This is a genomic window from Pseudomonas sp. DF11, from assembly GCF_058148565.1.
This window is the reverse complement of the sequence record NZ_JBYVYN010000006.1, coordinates 393,324-412,113: the sequence shown is the minus strand read 5'-3', so window position 1 is coordinate 412,113 and position 18,790 is coordinate 393,324. Positions and strand designations below refer to the sequence as shown.

At 62.1% G+C, this 18,790-nt stretch carries 18 protein-coding genes and 2 pseudogenes; 12 read left to right on the top strand and 8 right to left on the bottom strand.

The window, feature by feature from the left end; all coding sequences use genetic code 11:
• Window positions 1-146 precede the first annotated feature (146 nt).
• The 5 genes from hpaD (at window position 147) to hpaI (ending at window position 4,466) form a co-directional block, all read left to right on the top strand.
• Window positions 147-1,004, top strand: a complete 858-nt coding sequence (gene hpaD, locus AC30D9_RS19975; protein WP_490144688.1) for a 3,4-dihydroxyphenylacetate 2,3-dioxygenase — start codon at window positions 147-149, stop codon at window positions 1,002-1,004.
• An 84-nt stretch (window positions 1,005-1,088) separates the two neighbouring features.
• The gene (locus AC30D9_RS19970) at window positions 1,089-1,481 is read left to right on the top strand and encodes a tautomerase family protein (protein ID WP_046065466.1); all 393 of its coding nucleotides are present in this window, start codon (window positions 1,089-1,091) and stop codon (window positions 1,479-1,481) included.
• 52 nt (window positions 1,482-1,533) lie between these two features.
• The gene (locus AC30D9_RS19965) at window positions 1,534-2,838 is read left to right on the top strand and encodes an MFS transporter (RefSeq protein ID WP_490144687.1); all 1,305 of its coding nucleotides are present in this window, start codon (window positions 1,534-1,536) and stop codon (window positions 2,836-2,838) included.
• Between the two features lie 12 nt (window positions 2,839-2,850).
• On the top strand, window positions 2,851-3,654 hold the full coding sequence (gene hpaH / locus AC30D9_RS19960; RefSeq protein WP_307570843.1) for a 2-oxo-hept-4-ene-1,7-dioate hydratase: 804 nt from the start codon (window positions 2,851-2,853) through the stop codon (window positions 3,652-3,654).
• A gap of 14 nt (window positions 3,655-3,668) precedes the next feature.
• A complete protein-coding gene (gene hpaI, locus AC30D9_RS19955; RefSeq protein WP_307570844.1) occupies window positions 3,669-4,466 on the top strand; it encodes a 4-hydroxy-2-oxoheptanedioate aldolase in 798 nt (265 codons plus the stop codon).
• Between the two features lie 170 nt (window positions 4,467-4,636).
• On the opposite strand, the gene hpaR is transcribed toward hpaI, so the two are convergent.
• From hpaR to AC30D9_RS19940, 3 genes are all read right to left on the bottom strand, one after another.
• Window positions 4,637-5,059 (bottom strand): homoprotocatechuate degradation operon regulator HpaR, encoded by a 423-nt coding sequence (gene hpaR / locus AC30D9_RS19950; RefSeq protein WP_490144686.1) that lies wholly within the window; start codon window positions 5,057-5,059, stop codon window positions 4,637-4,639.
• Between the two features lie 133 nt (window positions 5,060-5,192).
• Complete coding sequence (locus AC30D9_RS19945; RefSeq protein WP_490144685.1) at window positions 5,193-6,134, bottom strand: p-hydroxyphenylacetate 3-hydroxylase reductase component; 942 nt, start codon at window positions 6,132-6,134, stop codon at window positions 5,193-5,195.
• 58 nt (window positions 6,135-6,192) lie between these two features.
• Entirely contained in the window at window positions 6,193-7,362 is a 1,170-nt protein-coding gene (locus tag AC30D9_RS19940) for a p-hydroxyphenylacetate 3-hydroxylase oxygenase component (protein ID WP_122569446.1), read from the bottom strand.
• A gap of 312 nt (window positions 7,363-7,674) precedes the next feature.
• Between AC30D9_RS19940 and AC30D9_RS19935 the strand changes: the two genes are divergently transcribed.
• The 6 genes from AC30D9_RS19935 (at window position 7,675) to AC30D9_RS19910 (ending at window position 12,683) form a co-directional block, all read left to right on the top strand.
• Entirely contained in the window at window positions 7,675-8,973 is a 1,299-nt protein-coding gene (locus tag AC30D9_RS19935; RefSeq protein ID WP_490144684.1) for an NAD(P)/FAD-dependent oxidoreductase, read from the top strand.
• A 179-nt stretch (window positions 8,974-9,152) separates the two neighbouring features.
• Window positions 9,153-9,518: a cupin domain-containing protein gene (locus AC30D9_RS19930; RefSeq protein WP_490144683.1), complete on the top strand. Its 366-nt coding sequence runs from the start codon at window positions 9,153-9,155 to the stop codon at window positions 9,516-9,518.
• Between the two features lie 51 nt (window positions 9,519-9,569).
• The gene (locus AC30D9_RS19925; protein WP_490144682.1) at window positions 9,570-10,229 is read left to right on the top strand and encodes a helix-turn-helix transcriptional regulator; all 660 of its coding nucleotides are present in this window, start codon (window positions 9,570-9,572) and stop codon (window positions 10,227-10,229) included.
• Window positions 10,230-10,308: 79 nt separating this feature from the next.
• Window positions 10,309-11,130 carry a molybdenum cofactor biosynthesis F family protein gene (locus tag AC30D9_RS19920; protein WP_490144681.1) on the top strand — a complete coding sequence of 274 codons (822 nt, stop codon included), beginning with the start codon at window positions 10,309-10,311 and terminating at the stop codon, window positions 11,128-11,130.
• Complete coding sequence (locus AC30D9_RS19915) at window positions 11,123-11,923, top strand: SDR family NAD(P)-dependent oxidoreductase (protein WP_490144680.1); 801 nt, start codon at window positions 11,123-11,125, stop codon at window positions 11,921-11,923. The genes AC30D9_RS19920 and AC30D9_RS19915 overlap by 8 nt, the downstream gene beginning before the upstream one ends.
• Entirely contained in the window at window positions 11,916-12,683 is a 768-nt protein-coding gene (locus tag AC30D9_RS19910) for an SDR family oxidoreductase (protein ID WP_490144679.1), read from the top strand. The genes AC30D9_RS19915 and AC30D9_RS19910 overlap by 8 nt, the downstream gene beginning before the upstream one ends.
• A gap of 183 nt (window positions 12,684-12,866) precedes the next feature.
• Here AC30D9_RS19910 and feaR read toward each other — a convergent pair whose 3' ends face one another.
• From feaR to AC30D9_RS19895, 3 genes are all read right to left on the bottom strand, one after another.
• Window positions 12,867-13,829: a transcriptional regulator FeaR gene (gene feaR / locus AC30D9_RS19905; protein ID WP_490144678.1), complete on the bottom strand. Its 963-nt coding sequence runs from the start codon at window positions 13,827-13,829 to the stop codon at window positions 12,867-12,869.
• Between the two features lie 123 nt (window positions 13,830-13,952).
• Window positions 13,953-14,573 (bottom strand): DUF3156 family protein, encoded by a 621-nt coding sequence (locus AC30D9_RS19900; RefSeq protein ID WP_490144677.1) that lies wholly within the window; start codon window positions 14,571-14,573, stop codon window positions 13,953-13,955.
• The gene (locus tag AC30D9_RS19895; protein WP_490144676.1) at window positions 14,518-16,017 is read right to left on the bottom strand and encodes an APC family permease; all 1,500 of its coding nucleotides are present in this window, start codon (window positions 16,015-16,017) and stop codon (window positions 14,518-14,520) included. Before AC30D9_RS19895 ends, AC30D9_RS19900 begins: the two co-directional genes overlap by 56 nt.
• Before the next feature lie 293 nt (window positions 16,018-16,310).
• Between AC30D9_RS19895 and AC30D9_RS19890 the strand changes: the two genes are divergently transcribed.
• Window positions 16,311-17,639 carry an alginate export family protein gene (locus tag AC30D9_RS19890; RefSeq protein ID WP_490144675.1) on the top strand — a complete coding sequence of 443 codons (1,329 nt, stop codon included), beginning with the start codon at window positions 16,311-16,313 and terminating at the stop codon, window positions 17,637-17,639.
• A gap of 42 nt (window positions 17,640-17,681) precedes the next feature.
• Here AC30D9_RS19890 and AC30D9_RS19885 read toward each other — a convergent pair.
• Window positions 17,682-17,951: pseudogene (locus AC30D9_RS19885) on the bottom strand (methyl-accepting chemotaxis protein); the annotation flags it as partial.
• Window positions 17,940-18,230: pseudogene (locus tag AC30D9_RS19880) on the bottom strand (PAS domain-containing protein); the annotation flags it as partial. The pseudogenes AC30D9_RS19880 and AC30D9_RS19885, both read right to left, overlap by 12 nt.
• Window positions 18,231-18,790: the final 560 nt, after the last annotated feature.

Here is an 18,790-nt window from a genome sequence, read left to right as displayed (position 1 = left end):
GATAGGGTTTGCTGGTTTAGGGCCGCTTCGCGGCCCAACGGGGATAAATCCCCTCGCCACAAGAGCTGTGATCCACCCAGCGCATCAAGACTTGATTCACCCGCTGTCCCGAGATTCAACAAGAACAATTTTTCAGGAGAATCATCATGGGCGAAGTCGTCCTGGCTGCGAAAATCTGCCACGTTCCCTCGATGTACCTGTCGGAACTGCCCGGCAAGCACCACGGTTGCCGCGCCGCAGCGATTGCCGGCCACAAGGAAATCGGGCGCCGCGCCCGTGAACTGGGCGCCGATACCGCCGTGGTGTTCGACGTGCACTGGCTGGTCAACAGCGCCTATCACGTCAACAGCGGCGCGCACTTCAAGGGCGTCTATACCAGCAATGAACTGCCGCACTTCATCAAGAACATGGAGTACGAATACTCGGGCGCCCCGGAACTGGGCGAACTGATCGCCGCCGAGGCCAATGCTGTCGATGTGCGCACCCTGGCCCACAACATCCCAAGCCTGGAGCTGGAATACGGCACGCTGGTGCCCATGCGCTACATGCACATGGACGTCCCGCAGGATCAGAAATTCAACGTCGTGTCGGTCGCCGCCTGGTGCGCCTGGCACCGTCTGCAAGATAGCTTCACCTTCGGCGCCGCCGTGCGCCGGGCCATAGAGAAAAGTGATCGCAAGGTATTGGTGCTCGCATCCGGCTCGTTGTCCCACCGCTTTTCCGATGATCGCAACGCCGAAGCCAACATCCACAACTGGACGCGGGAATTCGACAAGCAGGTCGACCTTCACGTCGTCGAACTGTGGCGCCAGGGCCGCTGGAAAGAGTTCTGCGCCATGCTTCCGGACTACGCCGAACACTGCTTTGGCGAAGGCAAGATGCATGACACGGCGATGCTGCTGGGGCTGCTCGGCGGACCGGACTACGACAAGCCCGCCGAGATCATCACCGAACCTTTCGGCAGCTCCGGCACCGGCCAGATCAACGCCATTTTTCCAGTCTGAACAGCAGCCGCAAGCGACAAGCTGATCGCTTTCAACTTGTCGCTTGCAGCGTACAACTCAAAGCTGCCGACGCAGGAGGCCCCCGTGCCCCATTTCATCGCTGAATACACCGACAACATCGAACAGCAGGCCGACCTGCCCGGCCTGTTTGAAAAGGTCCACGCCTTGCTGGGCGACAGCGGCGTGTTTCCCCTGGGCGGCATCCGCAGCCGTGGCGTGCGCCTGGACACCTGGCGCATGGCCGACGGCAAGCACGACTACGCCTTCGTGCACATGACCTTGAAAGTCGGCCATGGCCGCGACCTGGCCACGCGCCAGAAAGTCGCGGAAAAACTCTTCGAGGTGATCACCGCGCATTTCGCCGAACTCCAGGCCCAACGCCTGCTGGCCCTGTCCTTCGAGATGATCGAGCTGCACGAACAGCTCAACTTCAAGGCCAACAACGTCCACGCCTTCCTCAAGGGCCAGGCCAGCTGAATCCGTCTGCCCCGCGCTCCCCATCGGCCTCTCTGACAAAAAGTACAAGATCATGAGCACAGCCAATACCGCCGACACTGCCGGCACCGTCGCGCACGACCGTACCCATGCCACCATCACCTGGCGGCTGATGCCGCTGCTGTTGGTCTGTTACCTCTTCGCCCACCTGGATCGCATCAACATCGGTTTCGCGAAGATGCAGATGAGCGCCGACCTGCAGTTCAGCGACACGGTCTACGGATTTGGCGCCGGGCTGTTCTTCATCGCCTATGCGCTGTTTGGCGTACCCAGCAACATCGCCCTGGACCGGGTTGGTCCGCGGCGCTGGATCGCCACGCTGATGGTGGTCTGGGGCGCCTTGTCCACCGGCATGTTCCTCATCGAAAGCGCAGCCGGTTTCTACGTGTTGCGCTTTCTGCTCGGCGTGGCCGAGGCCGGTTTCTTTCCTGGCATCCTGGTTTTCCTCAACCGTTGGTATCCGGCCCGGCGTCGGGCCCAGGTGACCGCGTTGTTCGCCATCGCCGTGCCGATGGCCGGGGTGATTGGCGGGCCATTGTCCGGCGGCATTCTCGAGCACTTCCATGACCTTGGCGGCCTGCGCGGCTGGCAATGGATGTTCGTCATCGAAGGGCTGCCGGTGATCCTGCTGGGCCTCGTCGTGCTCAAGTGCCTGCCGGACAGTTTCGAGGCGGTCAAGTGGCTCACGCCACAAGCCAAGCAGCAACTGCGCGAACAACTGAACCTTGAAGAACAGCGCAAATCCATCACCTCGTTCTCGGCGATCCTCAACAACTCGCAGGTCTGGCTGCTGGTAGCGGTGTACTTCGCCGTGATGCTGGCGGTGAACACCCTGGCCTTCTGGATGCCCACCCTGATCCACGGCGCCGGCATCGGCAGCGACGGCAAGGTCGGGCTACTCAGCGCCGTGCCCTACCTGGCCGGCTGCTTCTTCATGATCGGTTGCGGGCGTTCCTCTGACCGCAATCGCGAACGCCGCTGGCACCTGTGTGTGCCGCTGTTGATGGCAGCGCTGGGCATTGCGCTCGCCGGGCTTTCACCCGGCAACCCGACCCTGGTGCTGGCTGGCCTGATCGTCGCCGGCATGGGCGCCAGCGCGGCGTTGCCGATGTTCTGGCAATTGCCGCCGGCGTTCCTGTCCAACGGAACCCAGGCCGCCGGGATCGCGCTGATCAGTTCCTTCGGCAGCATCGCCTCATTCTTCGCGCCCTACCTGATCGGCTGGATGCGCGACACCACCCAGAGCGCCAGCCTCGCCCTGTATGTGCTGGCCCTGCTCATCGCCCTTGGCGGCTTGTTGGTGCTGCGCACCCGGGCCGCCATCGTCAATCCTCACTAAGAGACCCTTGCCATGCTCGACCAGAACTTCATCCAGCAAGCCGCCACCCGCCTCGACCAAGCCGAGCGCTCCCGCGAGCAGGTGCGGCAGTTTTCCCTCGACCACCCGGACATCACCATCGAGGATGCCTACGCCATCCAGCGTGCCTGGGTGGCACAAAAGATCAAGGATGGGCGCAAGCTGGTCGGCCACAAGATCGGCCTGACCTCCCGTGCCATGCAGGTATCGTCGAACATCACCGAGCCGGACTATGGCGCGCTGCTGGACGACATGTTCTTCGACGAAGGCACCGACATCCCGTTCGAGCGCTTCATCGTGCCGCGGGTGGAAGTGGAGCTGGCGTTCATTCTCGGCAAGCCGTTGAAAGGCCCGAACGTGACGGTGTTCGACGTGCTCGACGCCACCGAGTGGGTGATCCCGGCGCTGGAAATCATCGACGCACGCATCCAGCAGATCGACCCGCAGACCAAGGCGACCCGCAAGGTGTTCGACACCATTTCCGACAACGCCGCCAACGCCGGGGTGGTCATGGGCGGTCGCGCCGTACGCCCGACCGAGATCGACCTGCGCAAGGTGCCGGCGGTGCTCTACCGCAACGGTGTGATCGAAGAGTCCGGCGTCTCGGCGGCAGTGCTCAATCACCCGGCCAAAGGCGTGGCCTGGCTGGCGAACAAGCTGGCGGCCTATGACGTCACCCTGCAACCGGGACAGATCATCCTCGGTGGTTCCTTCACCCGCCCCGTGGCCGCCAACCCCGGCGATACCTTCCATGTCGACTACGACATGCTCGGTTCCATCGCCTGCCGTTTCGTTTGATCGGAGAACGCTTCATGGACATGCCCATCAATACCTTCAAGCAACGCCTGCGCAGCGGCGAAGCGCAGATCGGCCTGTGGCTGGGATTGGCCGATGCCTACTGTGCCGAACTGGCGGCCAATGCCGGCTTCGACTGGCTGCTGATCGACGGTGAACACGCACCCAACGACTTGCGCACCCTGCTCGGCCAGCTCCAGGCCGTGGCGCCCTACCCCAGCCAGCCGGTGATACGTCCGGTAATCGGCGACACGGCGCTGATCAAACAAGTGCTCGATATCGGCGTGCAAACCTTGCTGGTGCCGATGGTGGAAAGCGCCGGGCAGGCGCGCGAACTGGTGCGCGCCATCCACTACCCGCCCCACGGTGTCCGCGGTGTCGGCAGTGCACTGGCCCGGGCGTCACGCTGGAACAGCATCCCCGGCTACCTCGATAAAGCCGATGAACAGGTGTGCCTGCTGGTGCAGATCGAAAGCCGCGAAGGCCTGGCCAACCTGGATGCCATTGCGGCGGTGGAAGGCGTGGATGGGGTCTTTATCGGCCCGGCGGACCTGAGTGCGTCCATGGGTTTTCGCGGCAACCCCGGCCACCCGCAAGTGCAAGCGGCCATCGAGGACGCCATCGCCCGCATCCGCCAGGTCGGTAAAGCGGCCGGGATTCTCAGCGCCGATGAGAAACTCGCCCGCCGCTACATCGAACTCGGCGCGGCATTTGTCGCGGTGGGCGTGGATACGACGGTGTTGATGCGGGGCTTGCAGACACTGGCAGCGACGTTCAAAGACACACCGAAGCCAGCAACTGGTGGCGTGTACTGACCATGCCACATCCCCTGTGGCGAGGGGATTTATCCCCGCTGGGGCGCGGAGCGGCCCTAAAAGCTACGACAGCGAATCGATTGACACACCTTGATGGCCGATATCAGGGCTGCTTCGCAGCCCAACGGGGATAAATCCCCTCGCCACAAAAGCGGACCTCACTGGCGTTCTCAGCGCCTGATCGCCTTCAGGTCATTGAGCAACCCCAACAACGTCTGCAGCTTTTCCTCCCCCAACTTGTCCTGCAGACGCTGGTAATTTTCTTCCATGCTCTGGCTCATCGAATCGAAGCTCGCCTGCCCTTGCGGCGCCAGGCGCACCAGCACCCGTCGCTGATCCTGTTCGGCCTTGCGCCGCACCACCATGCCCGCCGCCTCCATGCGTACCAGCACGCCGGTCATGCTGGGCTTGAGGATGCAGGCCAGCTCGGCCAGGCGATTGATCTCCAGCTCGTCGTGCTGGCTGAGAATACGGATGACCCGCCATTGCTGCTCGGTCAAGCCGTGTTGATTGAGGGAAGGCCGGAAAAACCCCATGGCCGCTTCGCGGGCCTGTAGCAGGGTGAGGGTCAAGGATGGGCGCGGTTTGGGCATGGAGAGTAGTCGCGAGGAGGACTTAGTTAACGAGTTAACTAAATCTTAACAGCTTCAGCGCCGAGTTACCTGTGGCAAGGGGATTATTCCCCTGCCACAAGGATTGGAGTCGCGCCTGAACACCTGTAACAGCTCAAGCGCCCTTGATCACGCCCTTGAGCACCTCTTTGAAATGCTCAACCTGCTCCTCGCTGAACTGGCCGAACACCTTGTCCTGCTGTTCCTTGGCGATGGCCCAGAGCCCTTCAGTCTCATCGATGCCTTTGACAGTCAGGCGTACCCGCTCGCCCTCATCGCTCACCAACCCCTTGCGCTTGAGGTTGGCCACAGCTTCTTCGATCTCGCGCACCGGCATCGCTACTTCCCGCTGCAGGTCGCACAGGTTCAGCCCGGCGTCGTTCTCCAGCACCATCAACATCCGCGCCTCACTGGTGCGCAAACCGGTGGACAGCTGACGCGGCTGGTAGCTGGCCTGGTAGGCCCGCAACGCCTGGGTCATCAGGTAGTACAAGTTGTGGCTCAAGCGTCCCTGGAAGTGACTGCTGGGAGACTGGCCCTCTTCCCGTTTGGTCATGCGCGTGTGGGGCAGCACCATCGAGTAGGCGCCCTGGTGATAGAGCAAGGGCGAGCGTCCGAAATCGTCAAAGGCCACGACCTTGCCGATCATGATCCAGTGATCGCCACCGTCGACCTGCTGGAATTTTTCACAGTGAAAACGCGCCGAGCAATCGACGAACACCGGAGCACCGCCTTCGCCGATCTCGAATTGGATTTGTGCGAAGCGGTCCTCCTTGGGGCGCGCGAAGTTGTTCGACAGGTCGATCTGGTCGGCGGCCAGAACGTTCACCGCAAAATGGCTGGCGGTTTCGAACACTTCATGGCTGCTGGAGCGCTTGTCGATGCTCCACAGGATCAGTGGCGGATCCAGGGACACCGAGTTGAAACTGTTGGCCGTCACCCCGACCTTACGGCCATCTTCAGTAGCGGCGGTGACCACGGTCACGCCGGTGGCAAAGTTACCCAAGGCCCGGCGGAACGCGCGGGTGTCGAAAGCGGTATCACAAAGACTGGACATGCAAGACTCCCGGCCGCCTCAAGGGACGGCCTCGATTATTGTTCTAGAGGACAGGCGGTCAAACCATGGAAGGATCAGGCTCAAGCCCCATCAGTTCACGACCGAGGATCTGCGCGCAGACGTCGTAGTCGGTGTAGGCATGGGCGCCGGTCAAGTGGGCGTCGCGGAACAGCCGTTGCAACTCGTTGTTCTCGAACCAGGCGCCGCCCCCGGCTGCCTCCATCAAGCGGTCGACGGCCTGGATGCACATCTTGGTGGCGTAACCCTGGTTGGTCCGCCAGAACGCCAGGGTTTCCCGGCTGGGGTACTCGTGACGCTCGCCGTGTTCGGCGTGCTCCTGCCAGGTTTTCTCCAGGAAGGCACGGGCCGCCGCCACCTGATGGGTAGACTCGGCCAGACGCATCAACGCAGGGGTGGCGGCACCGACTGCCGCGCCGGTGTAGGCCCGTACGCGGTTCCTGGTTTTCTCGCGAAAGACCTCCAGCATACGTTCGGCCACGCCCAGGCTGACCGTAGAGAAACCACTGGCGAAATACGGCCGGTACGGCGAGTAGAAAATCTTGCTGTCGGGGTACAGGCCGAATCCGCCGGACTTGCCTTCCATCATGTCCTTGGCCTTCTGGATCCGGTGTTCCGGCACAAAAGCATTGTCGATGATCAAGGTCTTGCTGCCACTGCCGCGCATACCCACCGCGAACCAGTCATCGCGAATCTCATAGTCGCTGCGTGGCAGCACCGCAAAGCAATAGTCCTGGGTGCCTTCGGCGTTTTTGCGGCGAAACCCTACGATTGCCCATTCGGCGTGATCGCAGCCGCTGCTCCAGCCCATTTCACCACTGAACATCACACCGCCGTCGACTTCTTCGGTGCGGCCAAACGGTGCGATGCTGCTGCTGGCGGTGGCATCCGGGTCATCACCCCAGATTTCCTGCTGGGCCTTGGCCGGAAACATTGCCAACTGGTGGCTGTGGGTACACAACAGGCTCATGGCCCAGGCCGTGCTGGCACAGGCACCAGCCAGCAGCGCGATGCAATCGGCGAACTGCGGCAGGGAAATCTCCAGGCCACCGTACGGTTTCGGCTGGAAGGCCCGGTGCATGCCGATGCTTTTGAGCAAGGCGATATTCTCGGCAGGCACGCTACGGTCTTTCTCCGCCTGGAAGGCGTTGGCGGCAATGGCTGGCAGGAGGGGCTTGAGGTCTTCGAGCAACGGGTTTGGCTTTTTCATGGACGGGCTCTTTTATTATTGGCATCTGCCGATCCCGCCTTTGTCCGGCAACCGGAAGTTGCACAAACAGCGGGATCAGCGATTAAGGCCGATCCAGTATGGGCAATCGCGCTCAGGTGAAAAATGCAACTTCCAGATCCAAGATTGTACTTTTCATGGGGCAGGTTTCGGTCCCGTGGCGCGCTCGGTCAAATACCCCGGCACGGATGATCAAGACAGGTGCCCCCACCAGGCCCCTTAATAGGGCCATCCCCTGCAATGCCTTGCGTAGGCGTGGCAACGGAGTTTCCTTTCACTTTGTCAGGTTGCGTCATGATCAATATCGAAACGCCCACCTATTACACGGCCACCAAGAAATACAACCTCAGCTTCCCCACGCTGGAACAGGACGTGGACGCCGACGTCGTGGTCATTGGCGGTGGTTTCTCCGGCATCAATACCGCCCTGGAGCTCGCCGAAAAAGGCATCACCAACATCGTGGTGCTAGAGGCGCGTTACCTTGGGTTCGGCGGCACCGGGCGCAATGGCGGACAAATCATGGCCGGCATCGGTCATGACCTGGAAAAGATCAAGAGTGACGTCGGTGAAGACGGCCTGCGCCAGGTCTTCGAGATCAGCGACCTGGGCGCCGACATCATCAAGGACCGTATCGCCAAGTACGCTATCGATGCCGATTTCTGCCACGGCTACGGCTACATGGGCTTCAACGCCCGCCAGGAAAAGACCCTGCGGGCCTGGGAAAAAGACTTCAAGTCGATCAACAGCAAGCACGAGATCCGCTTTCTCGGCGGCTCCGACGTGCAGCAGATCATCGGGTCCAAGGCCTACGGCAGCGCATTGCTGCACATGGGCGGCGGGCATGTGCACTCGCTGAACCTGTTGCTGGGTGAAGCCAAGGCCCTGGCCAGCCATGGCGTGCGGATTTTCGAGAACAGCCCGGCCCTGGAAGTCAGCTATGGCGAACGCATCACCGTGCGCACCGGACGTGGCTCGGTGAAGGCCAGCAAGCTGCTTTGGGCCTGCGACAGTTTCCTCAACAAGCTGGAGCCGGAACTGCACCGTTCGACCATCAACACCTACGCCTTCCAGATGATGACCGAGCCGTTGTCGGACGAACTGATCCAGCGCATCAGCCCGATTCGTGGCGCCTACAGCGACATTCGTCCGGTGATCGACTATTACCGCGTCACCAACGAAAACCGCCTGCTGTTCGGCGCCGCCACGCCATTGGTGGAGCATATCCCCCAGGATCTCAAGGCCTGGAACCGGCGCCTGATGCTGAAAATTTTCCCGTACCTCAAGGACGTGAAGATCGACCTGGCCTGGGGCGGCCCGATGGCCTGCAGCCCGAACCTGTTTCCGCAGATCGGCACCCTGCCCGGTCGCAGCAACGCGTTTTTCGTCCAGGGCTACTCAGGGTTTGGCGTCACCCCCAGCCACATCATCTGCAAAGTGCTGGCCGAAGGCATGAGCGAAGGCTCGGCGCGCTACGACCTGGTCAGTTCGATCCACCGCCCGACCATCATTGGCAAAGACGCCATTCGCCCCTTGCTGCTGACCGCCGGCAAGTCCTGGCATCAGCTGTCAGGTTACTGGAATGGCCGTCGCTGAGATGAACGGCTGAACACAAACCCTGTGGCGAGGGGATTTATCCCCGTTGGCTGCGAAGCAGCCCAAGAGCATCGCAGATACAAATTTTTCAGGGGCGCTGCGCGCCCGGCGGGGATAAATCCCCTCGCCACAAAGCCCCATCCAACTTCGCTGTTTTTCACTCATCAGGAGTCACTGCCATGCCCCTCATCACCCTCGAAAAAGACATCCAGCTGTCCGACCTGGACGCCTGGGGCTCCGTCGCCGATCTCGGTTCGCAGATTCTCGAAGGCGAAGTCAAGGCCTTCGGCAAGATGACCTTCGGCGCCCCCACCGATCCCGTCAGCAGCGCCTACTTTGGCACGACCCAAGGCAAGTTCCGCATGGTCTACCCCTTCGCCGAACAAGCCACCGTGGTCACCGGTGAAGTGGTCCTCACCGACGAGACCACCGGCCAGAGCACCCGCTACAAGGCTGGCGACAGCTGGTTCGTGACCAAGGGCACACCGGTGCTGTGGGAAGTGGTCAGCGAAAGTTTCGTCAAGCACTACTTCGCGGTGGTCTGACCGCACCGGGCTGCCGGCCCCACCGGCGGCCCCTTGCGAAGGTTTGCGACCATGAACGTCATCCCGACCCAGGACATCGCCGGCCAATGCCTGCACGCCTTCACCCAACTGGTTCCCGTCAGCCGGGCGGCGTTCTACTGCGTGGATCGACACCTGCAAGTCCACGACTTCAGCCTCCATGGGATGAGCGGCGAGATGCACCGCGACTACCTGGACAACTACCGCCAGTTCGACCCCCTGCATCCGCGCCGCTGTGCGTCCAGCGAGCTGGCCGTGGTGCCGTTGGGCCTGGCGATGGCTCGCCAACCGCTGCGTGACAACCATCGTTATCGCGACTTTCTGCAACGCTACGGCGTGGTCGACGTGGTGGAAGTCTTCGCCCATCGAGACGGCCAGCCCCAAGCCGCGATTTCGTTGCTGCGCACCGCCGAGCAAGGTGTCTTCACCTCTGAGCAGTTGAGCCAACTGAACGCGTTGCAGGCCTTGCTGCAACTGGCCGTGACCCATCTACCGGCCCATGAAGATGCACTGGCCGACCTGACACCCAAGGAGCGCCAGATCGCCTTGCTGCTGCGCCAAGGCGTCAGTAACAAACAATTAGCCCGAGAACTGGAGGTGGGTTTGCCGACCATCAAGACTCACCTGATCCACCTGTTCCGCAAGGTGGGTGTGAGCAGTCGCACCGAGTTGGTCAGCGCACTGTTTCTCTGATCAACCATTCGGTTGATAGGCCGCCGTGGTCCGGCACCCCATGATCCGAGTGGCTAATTCAACCACCGGAGCCTTGCACATGAGCACATCTACAGACTGGATCAGCGTCGGCGCCCTGGCCGATGGCTTTGCCCCCGAAGCTTTCATCCTGCCCAACCTGGCAGACCTGGACGGCAAGACCTTCACCCTGCATTTCGCCAATGGCTGGCAGATCGAGCATCGCTTCGAACAGGACACCCTGACCTGGAGCGCCGCCGATGGGCATTCCAGCGGCACCGCGACCTACCGGGCCACATCCGTACGCCCGGGCCTGTACCTGGTGGACTTCATCAAGCGCGAAGGGGAGCTGACGTCGTCGATCAGCCTGGTGCTCGATACCGCCAGCGCCGCCTTCACCGCAGTGATCGGCCGCATGCCGAGCCAGCAGGAAACCGGCGAAGGCCTCTACCACCGCGCATTGGCCGGCAAGCCACTGACCTCGGTTCAAGCACAATTCCTGCACGGCAGCCTCGATCGTCCCTGGCAGCCAGGCCTGTGCCCGCACGCACCGACCACCGAACTGGTGGGGCTGCGCAACCTGTATCGCTACAGCCCGAGCGAAGTCTACGAACACATTTACCTCAACGACCAGTTCTACTCGTGGCAGTGCCTCAAGGGCGTTGAGCAAGGCCTGTGCGACACCGATCGCTGCGACACCTACAAGATCGCCGATCAGTTGTACCTGTTCGTGTGGCGGGAAAAGATCATCCCGACCCTGGGCCTGGTGCTGATCGATCTGCAACAGCACCGCAGCGACGGCAAAATCTTCGGCTACGCTGGTGAATCCTTCGATGAGTTTTCCAACTTCCCGATCAGTTCCTACTGCCAGGTGCTCAATCGGACGGAGTACCCCGATGCCTGAATCACGCACCGTGGTGATCACCGGTGCCGGCACCGGCATCGGTGCGGCCTGTGCCCGCCTGTATGCCGCCGAAGGCGCCAATCTGGTGCTGATCGGTCGCCGTCGCGCGCCCCTGGAAGCACTCGCCAAGGACATCGGCGGCTTGGTACTGGTGGGTGATGCGGCCTGTCCAAACACCTGGGACGGCTTCGCCGAGCAGATTCGCACGCATTATGGCCGTCTCGACGTACTGCTGGCCTGTGCCGGTGGCCTGGGCATGGGCAGCGCCACCGAGACTCAGCCATCGGCCTGGGAAGCGGCCCTGCGCAGCAACCTCGACAGCGCCTTCTACAGCGCCCGGGCGTGTCTGCCACTGCTGCTGGAAAGCGCTGGCAACATCGTGCTGATCGCCTCCATCGCGTCATTGGCGGCAGGCCCGCACGTGTGCGGCTACACCACCGCCAAACATGCGTTGCTGGGTCTCAACCGCTCCCTGGCAAGGGATTACGGGCCTCACGGCGTACGGGTCAATGCGGTCTGCCCAGGTTGGGTCCGCACACCCATGGCCGATGAAGAAATGCAGGTGTTGATGCAGTTCCATGGCGAAACGTTGCAGCAGGCCTATGACCGGGTCTGCGTCGACGTGCCGTTGCGCAGGCCGGCCAGTGCGGAGGAAATCGCCAACGTCTGCCGCTTCCTGGCCTCGCCTGATGCGTCGATCATCACCGGAGCGACGCTGGTGGCTGATGGTGGCTCCAGCATCGTCGACGTGCCAACACTGGCCTACAGCCGGATGGAGGCCAGCGATGTCTGAGGATCTGGATTTCACCGGCCAGACCGTACTGGTCACGGGCGGCGCCCAGGGCATTGGCCGTGCCATCGTCGAAGCGTTTGCCTTGCGCGGGGCCCAGGTGGTCATCGCCGACGTGGGCCTGGCCCGGGCCGAGGCAGTGGCCGACGAATTGGCCGCCGTGGGCTGTCGGGTGCAAGCCGTAGGGGTTGACCTGGCCGACGCGACGGCGATCTTCGACATGATGGCTGTGCTGGAGCAACGCTTGGGCCGGCTGGATATCCTGGTGCACAACGCCGGGTATTTTCCGCTGACGCCGTTCGCCGAGATCACCCCGGCGATACTTGAACGAACGCTGGCGGTGAACCTGTCGGCGCTGTTCTGGCTGACCCAGGCGGCGCTGCCGATGTTCCGGCGCCAGGGCCGAGGCTGCGTGCTGGTGACCTCCTCGGTCACCGGCCCGCGGGTGGCGTATCCGGGGCTCAGCCACTACGCAGCCTCCAAGGCCGGGGTCAGTGGTTTCATTCGCAACGCCGCGCTTGAACTGGCGGCGGAGAATGTCCGCGTCAACGGGGTCGAACCGGGCATGATCGCCACGCCGGCCATGGCAAATCTGGGGGACGATGAGGTCAATCAGGACATCGCCCGCCGGGTGCCGCTGGGTCGACTGGGTCAACCGAGCGACATCGCTGGCGCCATGCTGTTCCTGGCATCGAGCCTGGCCGGCTATGTAACCGGGCAGACCTTGGTGGTCGACGGTGGTTCGACCTTGCCGGAGGTGTAAACCTACGGGAGCGGTGCCTAGCTGACGATGGTGGTGAATCTACCGCCGCCTTCGCGAGCAGGCCCGCTCCCACACTTTCCAATGTCATTCAAAAAAAATCATGCTCATCACAAATCCCTTTGTGGGAGCAGGCTTGCTCGCGAAAGCGGTGGTTCAGACTGCAAAGCTATTGGATATATCCACTCAAGCCACACCCTGCCCCACCTGCAAACGGCTGGAGCGAAACTCCTTGGGCGACAGCTCGAACTGCTTCTTGAATGAACGGCTGAAATGCGCCGAATCGGTGAAGCCCCATTTGTAGGCGATCGAGGTAATGGACTCGTCCCGCAGGAACGGGTTGCTCAGGTCATCGGCGCTGCGCTTGAGCCGGGCCCGCTGGATGTAGCGGCAAACGCTGTCGTCCTGCTCCTCGAACAAGCGATACAGATGCCGCACCGAAATATTCAACCGATTCGCCAGGCCCACCGGGGTGAGACCCGGCTGGGTGAGTGATTCGTCGATGACTTTCTGCACATAGCTACGCAAGTGACTGCCCTGCAAGGCCACCCCTTCGTCACAGCCATCGCTACCCTGTTCCAGGGCCGAGCCCAACAGCGAAACGAAGGCACTCTGCAAGGCTTCACCCTCACCCGTCACGCCCTCGCCGTCCGGTGTGCCCTTGCACAGTTGGTCCATCAACACATGCAACATCCGTCCACACGCCTTACGGGACGACACCTTGCCGAAGGTCTTGGTTTCCCCGCCCAGTTGCCGCGACACTTTCTGGCGAGACAAGGACAGCACCGCGTGCTCGATCAGGCCGAACGGGGTAATCTCAAGCGCCCCTACGGAATCCATCAGCAACAATTCACCGGGTGCCAACTGGATGCTCCGGCCGTTCTGGGTGATGCGGCAGTAGCCGCTGCGCTGACTGACCAGGAGGCAATCCTGGTCATCATCATGATCTGCGTTGGATGAGTGACGCTTGATGCTACCGGCGTTGGTCCGCAGATTCGCGAGGGCAAGGCCTCCCCGATGGACATTCGACACCTCACCAATGAACAGCGCGCGATTGAAGGCCAACTCGGTATCGAAGTGGCCGCAAGTCGCCCGCAGATCCCGGTTCCAGGTGTCCAGCCCGTCCTGCCCAACCTGTTGCATGCTCATGGCGTTCTCCGCAGTGGCTTTTTGTTTTTGTACGGCAATAGTTAACATGTTATCTATATGCGCGCAACAAGTACCTGATCGCCAGAGCAGTAGCAGGAATGATGCCAGGACAGCACAACAGAATCAGAGCGTTGCCAACACCCGCTGCAGGCCGCTCAAGGTCGCCAGCAAGACGCCGCGCTGTTCGCGGCTCAACGGGATATAGCGACGAAAGGCCGGCATGCGATTGACTACTTCGCTACCGCCCATGTGTTCCAGGCGCACGCACCACTGGTGCCCCTGCAGGTCAATGCGCAGCCGTTTGAAATCCAGCGTCATAAGGGCCTGATACAGCGCAGGATCCTTCTCCACAGCCGCCTGCACTCTGGCCGCCAGATCACTGCGCCCATCCCGCTGCCGGCAGCGAATGCCAGTGCGCCGCACAGCCCCGCCGTGGTGCAACTCCAGGTGTGCCGTGCCCTCTCGGGAAGCAGGCACGCGCAGCACGAACTCGGTCATCACCAGGTGCATCAGCAGCTGCGACTCGGTGCGCTCGACAATATCCAAGTGCAGGTTGCCGTCGTCGCTGACAGCCGTCGCCATCGCCGGGCCGGTGACCTCGAATCGCGCCAGTGCGAGGTTGCGTCGCAGGTGTTCCAGGGTTACCCCGGGCCGATAACCGGCCGGGGCGCGCTGGGTGCTGAACAACTCAGACAGTTTTTGCAGCAGGCTCGACAAACTCGTCCGCAGGTTGCCCTGGCTCATGGGAAAACTCCTTGGCCAATACGTCTTCCACTGACGCTGGCTTGAATGGATTGACCTTCTGTACCACCAGGGTCCAGAACAAGGCATACGCTGCGGTGCCACCGAGCATCACCGCGAATGGAATGTAGATGTCCGCCGGGTTCATGCCGGGCGGTGTGATGAACCACATGCCCAGGACAATGCCGACACTGGACACGATTTGTGGCAACGGGAACCACGGCGAGCGATAGGCCCGCCGCAGATCAGGACGACGAATGCGCAGGCTGACCACCGACACGGTCACCAGCAGGTAGGCAAAGCTCCAGGCACACACCGCAGCCAGCACCAGGTGCATGATGTTGTCGGTATTGCCGCCCAGCCACAACGCATGCAGGCAGGGAATCAGCATCGCCACCAGGATGCACAGCAGCGGCGTCTTGAAGCGCGGGTGCAGATACGTGAAAACCTTCGGCAACGCGCCATCCACCGCCATGCCGTAGAGAATCCGCGGCACGCCGGCCATCAAGGTATTGATGGTCGCCGCGCCCGCAAACAGAAAGCCGACGCCCAGCCACATCGGGCCGATATCGCCCATGACCTGTTGGGCGAACCGTGGAATCGCCATGGGTGTGTCCAGCAGATGCACGCCGCTGGTGGCATCGAGCAGCACGTTTTCCACCTGGCGCTTCATCGCCGCGCCGTAGATGAACATGCAGGTGGCGACGCTGAACAAGCCCAGCATCATGGCCCGGGGCATGGTCCGGGCGGAGTGACGCAGGTCCGGCGCCAGCGGCGTGACGAATTCGCAGCCGACAAACATGAACATGGCCATGCCCACCAGAGACAGCACCGTGACCAGATCGGTGCCCACCACAGACGCGCCGAACCAGCCCTCCAGCTCCACCGCCGGCGCGGCGATCAGGCCCAACACGCCGAACACCATCAAGGTGGTCCACATGCCGAACGTCAGGATGATTTCGGCCCGGCCGAACGCACTGACACCGAACGCATTGAGCACGCCAAAGACCACCACGAACCCCACGCCCAGCAACCAGGAGCCGCCTGCCGATTCGGCCAGGGTGTTGAGGTGTTCGAAATTCACCAGGGCCATGACACCAGCCAGGATGGTCTCGGCGGTGCCGGCAAACACATGGACAATCAGATAGGCCGACAAGGTACCGGTAATCGCGAAGAAGCGTCCCATGCCACAGTTGATGTAGTCATAGACCGAGCCGGTGGTAGGCAGAATCGACGCTGCCTCGGCAAACGTCGTCGCCTGGGCCAGCATCATTACTACGGCGATCAGCATCGCCACGGCAAAGGCGCTGCCGCCGATGCCAAAGCCCATGGTCGCGGTGAGAATCACGGGGCTCGCCATGATCAGGCCAATGGTGCTGGCCAACGCAGTGGGAAAACCCACCGAACCCCGGTTCAAGTGCTCGGTGAGCCTGTCATTGATCGACATGGTGCAAGATCCTCGAAAGCGGATTTTTAGTATGAATGCCACAGCCGTCCAGGAACCGGCGATCATGCCTTCCCCAACCGGTCCCTGATCGAAACGGCGTTGCGTGCAGCATTACTCTGCGCGCCCCCGCCCCGGGCGTCTTGCCCATGTCTGCCGCCGGTTTTGTTGCTGCCTGCCAACACCGCCACGCTGGCGGCCTGAGACAATTCCCTGGCAGGCAGGTGAAAGACTTCCCCAGGTGTCACTCCCCTTAATGCCCGCTCTGCTGTCCTATCACACTGGGGGAATCCATCATGGAGCACACACGTCGTCCACCTTTGCTGCACAACGCCATCGGCCTGGGCATCGCCCTACTGGTCGCCGATTCATCGGCCCAGGCCTATGAGCTTTACACCGACGAAGACACCACCGTCACCGGTAACTTCCTGGCGGTCTACGGGCTGTTCAACAGCCGCAAGAACTATGACGGCACCACCGGCGGTTCGAGCTGGCGCGAAGGCTTCATCAAGTATGGCCTGAGTATCGACCAGACACTCGGCGACCTGGGTAGCGTCTATGGGACGGCCAATCTGGTCAGCTCCGGCACCTGGGGCGATGGCGATGCGGCCGGCCTGAGCAACGGCTCCGAGCGCACCACCAAGTTCGATGAAGCCTTTGCCGGCTGGCGTTCGGGGGACCTGTTCCCGGCACTGGGCAAGGACGGCGTCGACCTGTCCTACGGCCGCCAAGTGATCACCCTCGGCGACGGTTTCATCATCAACGACGATGGCCTGAACCTGGGCAAAGGTGTGGCCGACGGCGAGCTCAACCGCGGCGGCGCCTACTATCTGGCGGCCCGTCATGCCTTCGACAAGACCGCCGTAGTACGCCTGGGCGGCAAGGACGGCGTGCATGGCAGCCTGATGTGGATCAAGTCCGACAACCCTGCCCAGGCCAATACCGAGATGGCCGCCAGCACCCTGGAATACACCACCGCGCCTGGCACCCTGGGGTTGACCTATATCCATGGCATCGATGTCGATGACCGCTACGCCAGTGACTTCCAGAAGCAGCGTGAAGGCATGGACATCTACAGCCTGCGCGGCGCCGGGAATGCCGGCATCGAAAATGCCCACTTCTCCTTCGAATACGCCTGGCAGGACAAGGATGCGGGCCCGGAAAAAGCCTGGTACGCCGAAGCCGGCTACACCTTCGCCGACCTGCCCTGGACGCCGGACCTGACCTATCGCTACAGCCGCTACTCCAAGGACTGGGACTCGATGTTCAACGGCCAGAACCGTGGTTATGGCACCTGGTTCCAGGGTGAAGTGGCGGGCAACTATGCCGGCCCGTTCAACAGCAATACCGCCATCCAGCACGTAGGCCTCAAACTCAAGCCGGCGGAAAGCGTGACCATCGGTGCGCTGTTCTTCGACTACCAGACCCTGCACACCCGTGAGGCGCTGAACCTCGACGCGCAGGAGCTGGACCTGTACGTGGAATGGGCGGTGAACGAACACCTGATCGTCACGCCGCTGCTGGGCCTGTACAAGCCAGAGAAGGATGCGGACAACGGTGGTAATCAGGTCGGCGGCAACGGCACCAACGTCTACAGTCAGTTGGTGGTGGCGGTTCCGTTCTGAACGTATCGGGAGCTGCCCCAACGGCAGTTCCCGGTCGGTCTATTGTCTGTGCTGATGCAGCATGGTCTGGATCTGATGGGTCGCCTGCCGGGTGCTTTGCGCCAGCTTGCGCACCTCATCGGCCACCACCGAAAAACCCCGCCCGACCTCACCGGCCCGGGCGGCTTCAATCGCGGCATTCAAGGCGAGCAGGTTGGTCTGGTCGGCGATGCCCTTGATCACCCCCACCACCGTGGCAATCTGAGCGTAGGTCACCTGGTTCTGTTCGAGCATGCGCTGATGGGTGGACTGGGCCGAGCGCTCGTCACTGATATCCCGTACCGCACCGATGACCCGGACCAGTTGCCCGTTTGGGTCGCGTACCGCCCGACCGCGCTCACGGCACCAGATGTAATCGCGGCTCTTGTGGCGCATGCGGTATTCGAAGACGTATTCGCCGCTGCCCTGGGGGCCGAGGATTTCCCGGTCGAAAATAGCCATGATCTTCGGCAGGTCGTCCGGGTGGGTGATACCAACCTGGGCATCCCAGCCGTCGGGCAAGTCGTCAGGCCCATAACCCAACAGCGAGCGGAACTGGCTGGAAAAACGCATGCCACTGGCCGGGTGCTGGAGATCACCGTTGACGACCGTGATATCCCAGCAGCCTTCAGTCAGGGTCGATTGCAGCAACTCCCAGATCTGCGCGTCCTGGCGTTGTCGCTGCACCTGCTGGTTGATTTCGTCCAAGCGAATTTCAAGCGCCTGCTCGCGCTCGCGGGTTTGCTCCAACTGCTGGCGTACCCCGTGCAGTTCGTGCTCACTTTGCTGCCATCGCAGGGTTTGCGCCTCCACTTGCGCTTCGGCCTGACGCAGGTGCGCAGCAGCGCTCGCCATCTGCCGCGCGTGCAGCTCAAGGAGGGGCCGCAGTTGCGGATACGCATCGAGCATCGGCGTGCCTTCCATTTCGCCGGCCAGCACGCGCTGCACCTGTACGGTCAACGCCAGTTTCTGTTTGTTGGTCTGGAGAAACATCGCCCGCCCCTATGCCATCAAGTCGAAACCCGGATCTGATCGCAAACCGGCCAGGCTGGCTTGTCCCTGCCTGCACAGGGCCTTGCTCCTGGCTGCCAACGCGCAGGCTGGCAGCCACAGACATACGACGCGGCAGGCAC

Bases quoted from the DNA above. Each gene is read 5' to 3' on its own strand.
- AC30D9_RS19915 (WP_490144680.1), top strand. From the start codon at position 11,123: ATGCCTGAATCACGCACCGTGGTGATCACCGGTGCCGGCACCGGCATC.
- feaR (WP_490144678.1), bottom strand. From the start codon at position 13,829: ATGAGCATGCAACAGGTTGGGCAGGACGGGCTGGACACCTGGAACCGG.
- AC30D9_RS19935 (WP_490144684.1), top strand. From the start codon at position 7,675: ATGATCAATATCGAAACGCCCACCTATTACACGGCCACCAAGAAATAC.
- AC30D9_RS19945 (WP_490144685.1), bottom strand. From the start codon at position 6,134: ATGTCCAGTCTTTGTGATACCGCTTTCGACACCCGCGCGTTCCGCCGG.
- AC30D9_RS19930 (WP_490144683.1), top strand. From the start codon at position 9,153: ATGCCCCTCATCACCCTCGAAAAAGACATCCAGCTGTCCGACCTGGAC.
- AC30D9_RS19940 (WP_122569446.1), bottom strand. From the start codon at position 7,362: ATGAAAAAGCCAAACCCGTTGCTCGAAGACCTCAAGCCCCTCCTGCCA.
- hpaR (WP_490144686.1), bottom strand. From the start codon at position 5,059: ATGCCCAAACCGCGCCCATCCTTGACCCTCACCCTGCTACAGGCCCGC.
- AC30D9_RS19890 (WP_490144675.1), top strand. From the start codon at position 16,311: ATGGAGCACACACGTCGTCCACCTTTGCTGCACAACGCCATCGGCCTG.
- AC30D9_RS19900 (WP_490144677.1), bottom strand. From the start codon at position 14,573: ATGAGCCAGGGCAACCTGCGGACGAGTTTGTCGAGCCTGCTGCAAAAA.
- AC30D9_RS19925 (WP_490144682.1), top strand. From the start codon at position 9,570: ATGAACGTCATCCCGACCCAGGACATCGCCGGCCAATGCCTGCACGCC.
- AC30D9_RS19895 (WP_490144676.1), bottom strand. From the start codon at position 16,017: ATGTCGATCAATGACAGGCTCACCGAGCACTTGAACCGGGGTTCGGTG.
- hpaH (WP_307570843.1), top strand. From the start codon at position 2,851: ATGCTCGACCAGAACTTCATCCAGCAAGCCGCCACCCGCCTCGACCAA.
- AC30D9_RS19910 (WP_490144679.1), top strand. From the start codon at position 11,916: ATGTCTGAGGATCTGGATTTCACCGGCCAGACCGTACTGGTCACGGGC.
- hpaI (WP_307570844.1), top strand. From the start codon at position 3,669: ATGGACATGCCCATCAATACCTTCAAGCAACGCCTGCGCAGCGGCGAA.
- AC30D9_RS19965 (WP_490144687.1), top strand. From the start codon at position 1,534: ATGAGCACAGCCAATACCGCCGACACTGCCGGCACCGTCGCGCACGAC.
- AC30D9_RS19920 (WP_490144681.1), top strand. From the start codon at position 10,309: ATGAGCACATCTACAGACTGGATCAGCGTCGGCGCCCTGGCCGATGGC.
- hpaD (WP_490144688.1), top strand. From the start codon at position 147: ATGGGCGAAGTCGTCCTGGCTGCGAAAATCTGCCACGTTCCCTCGATG.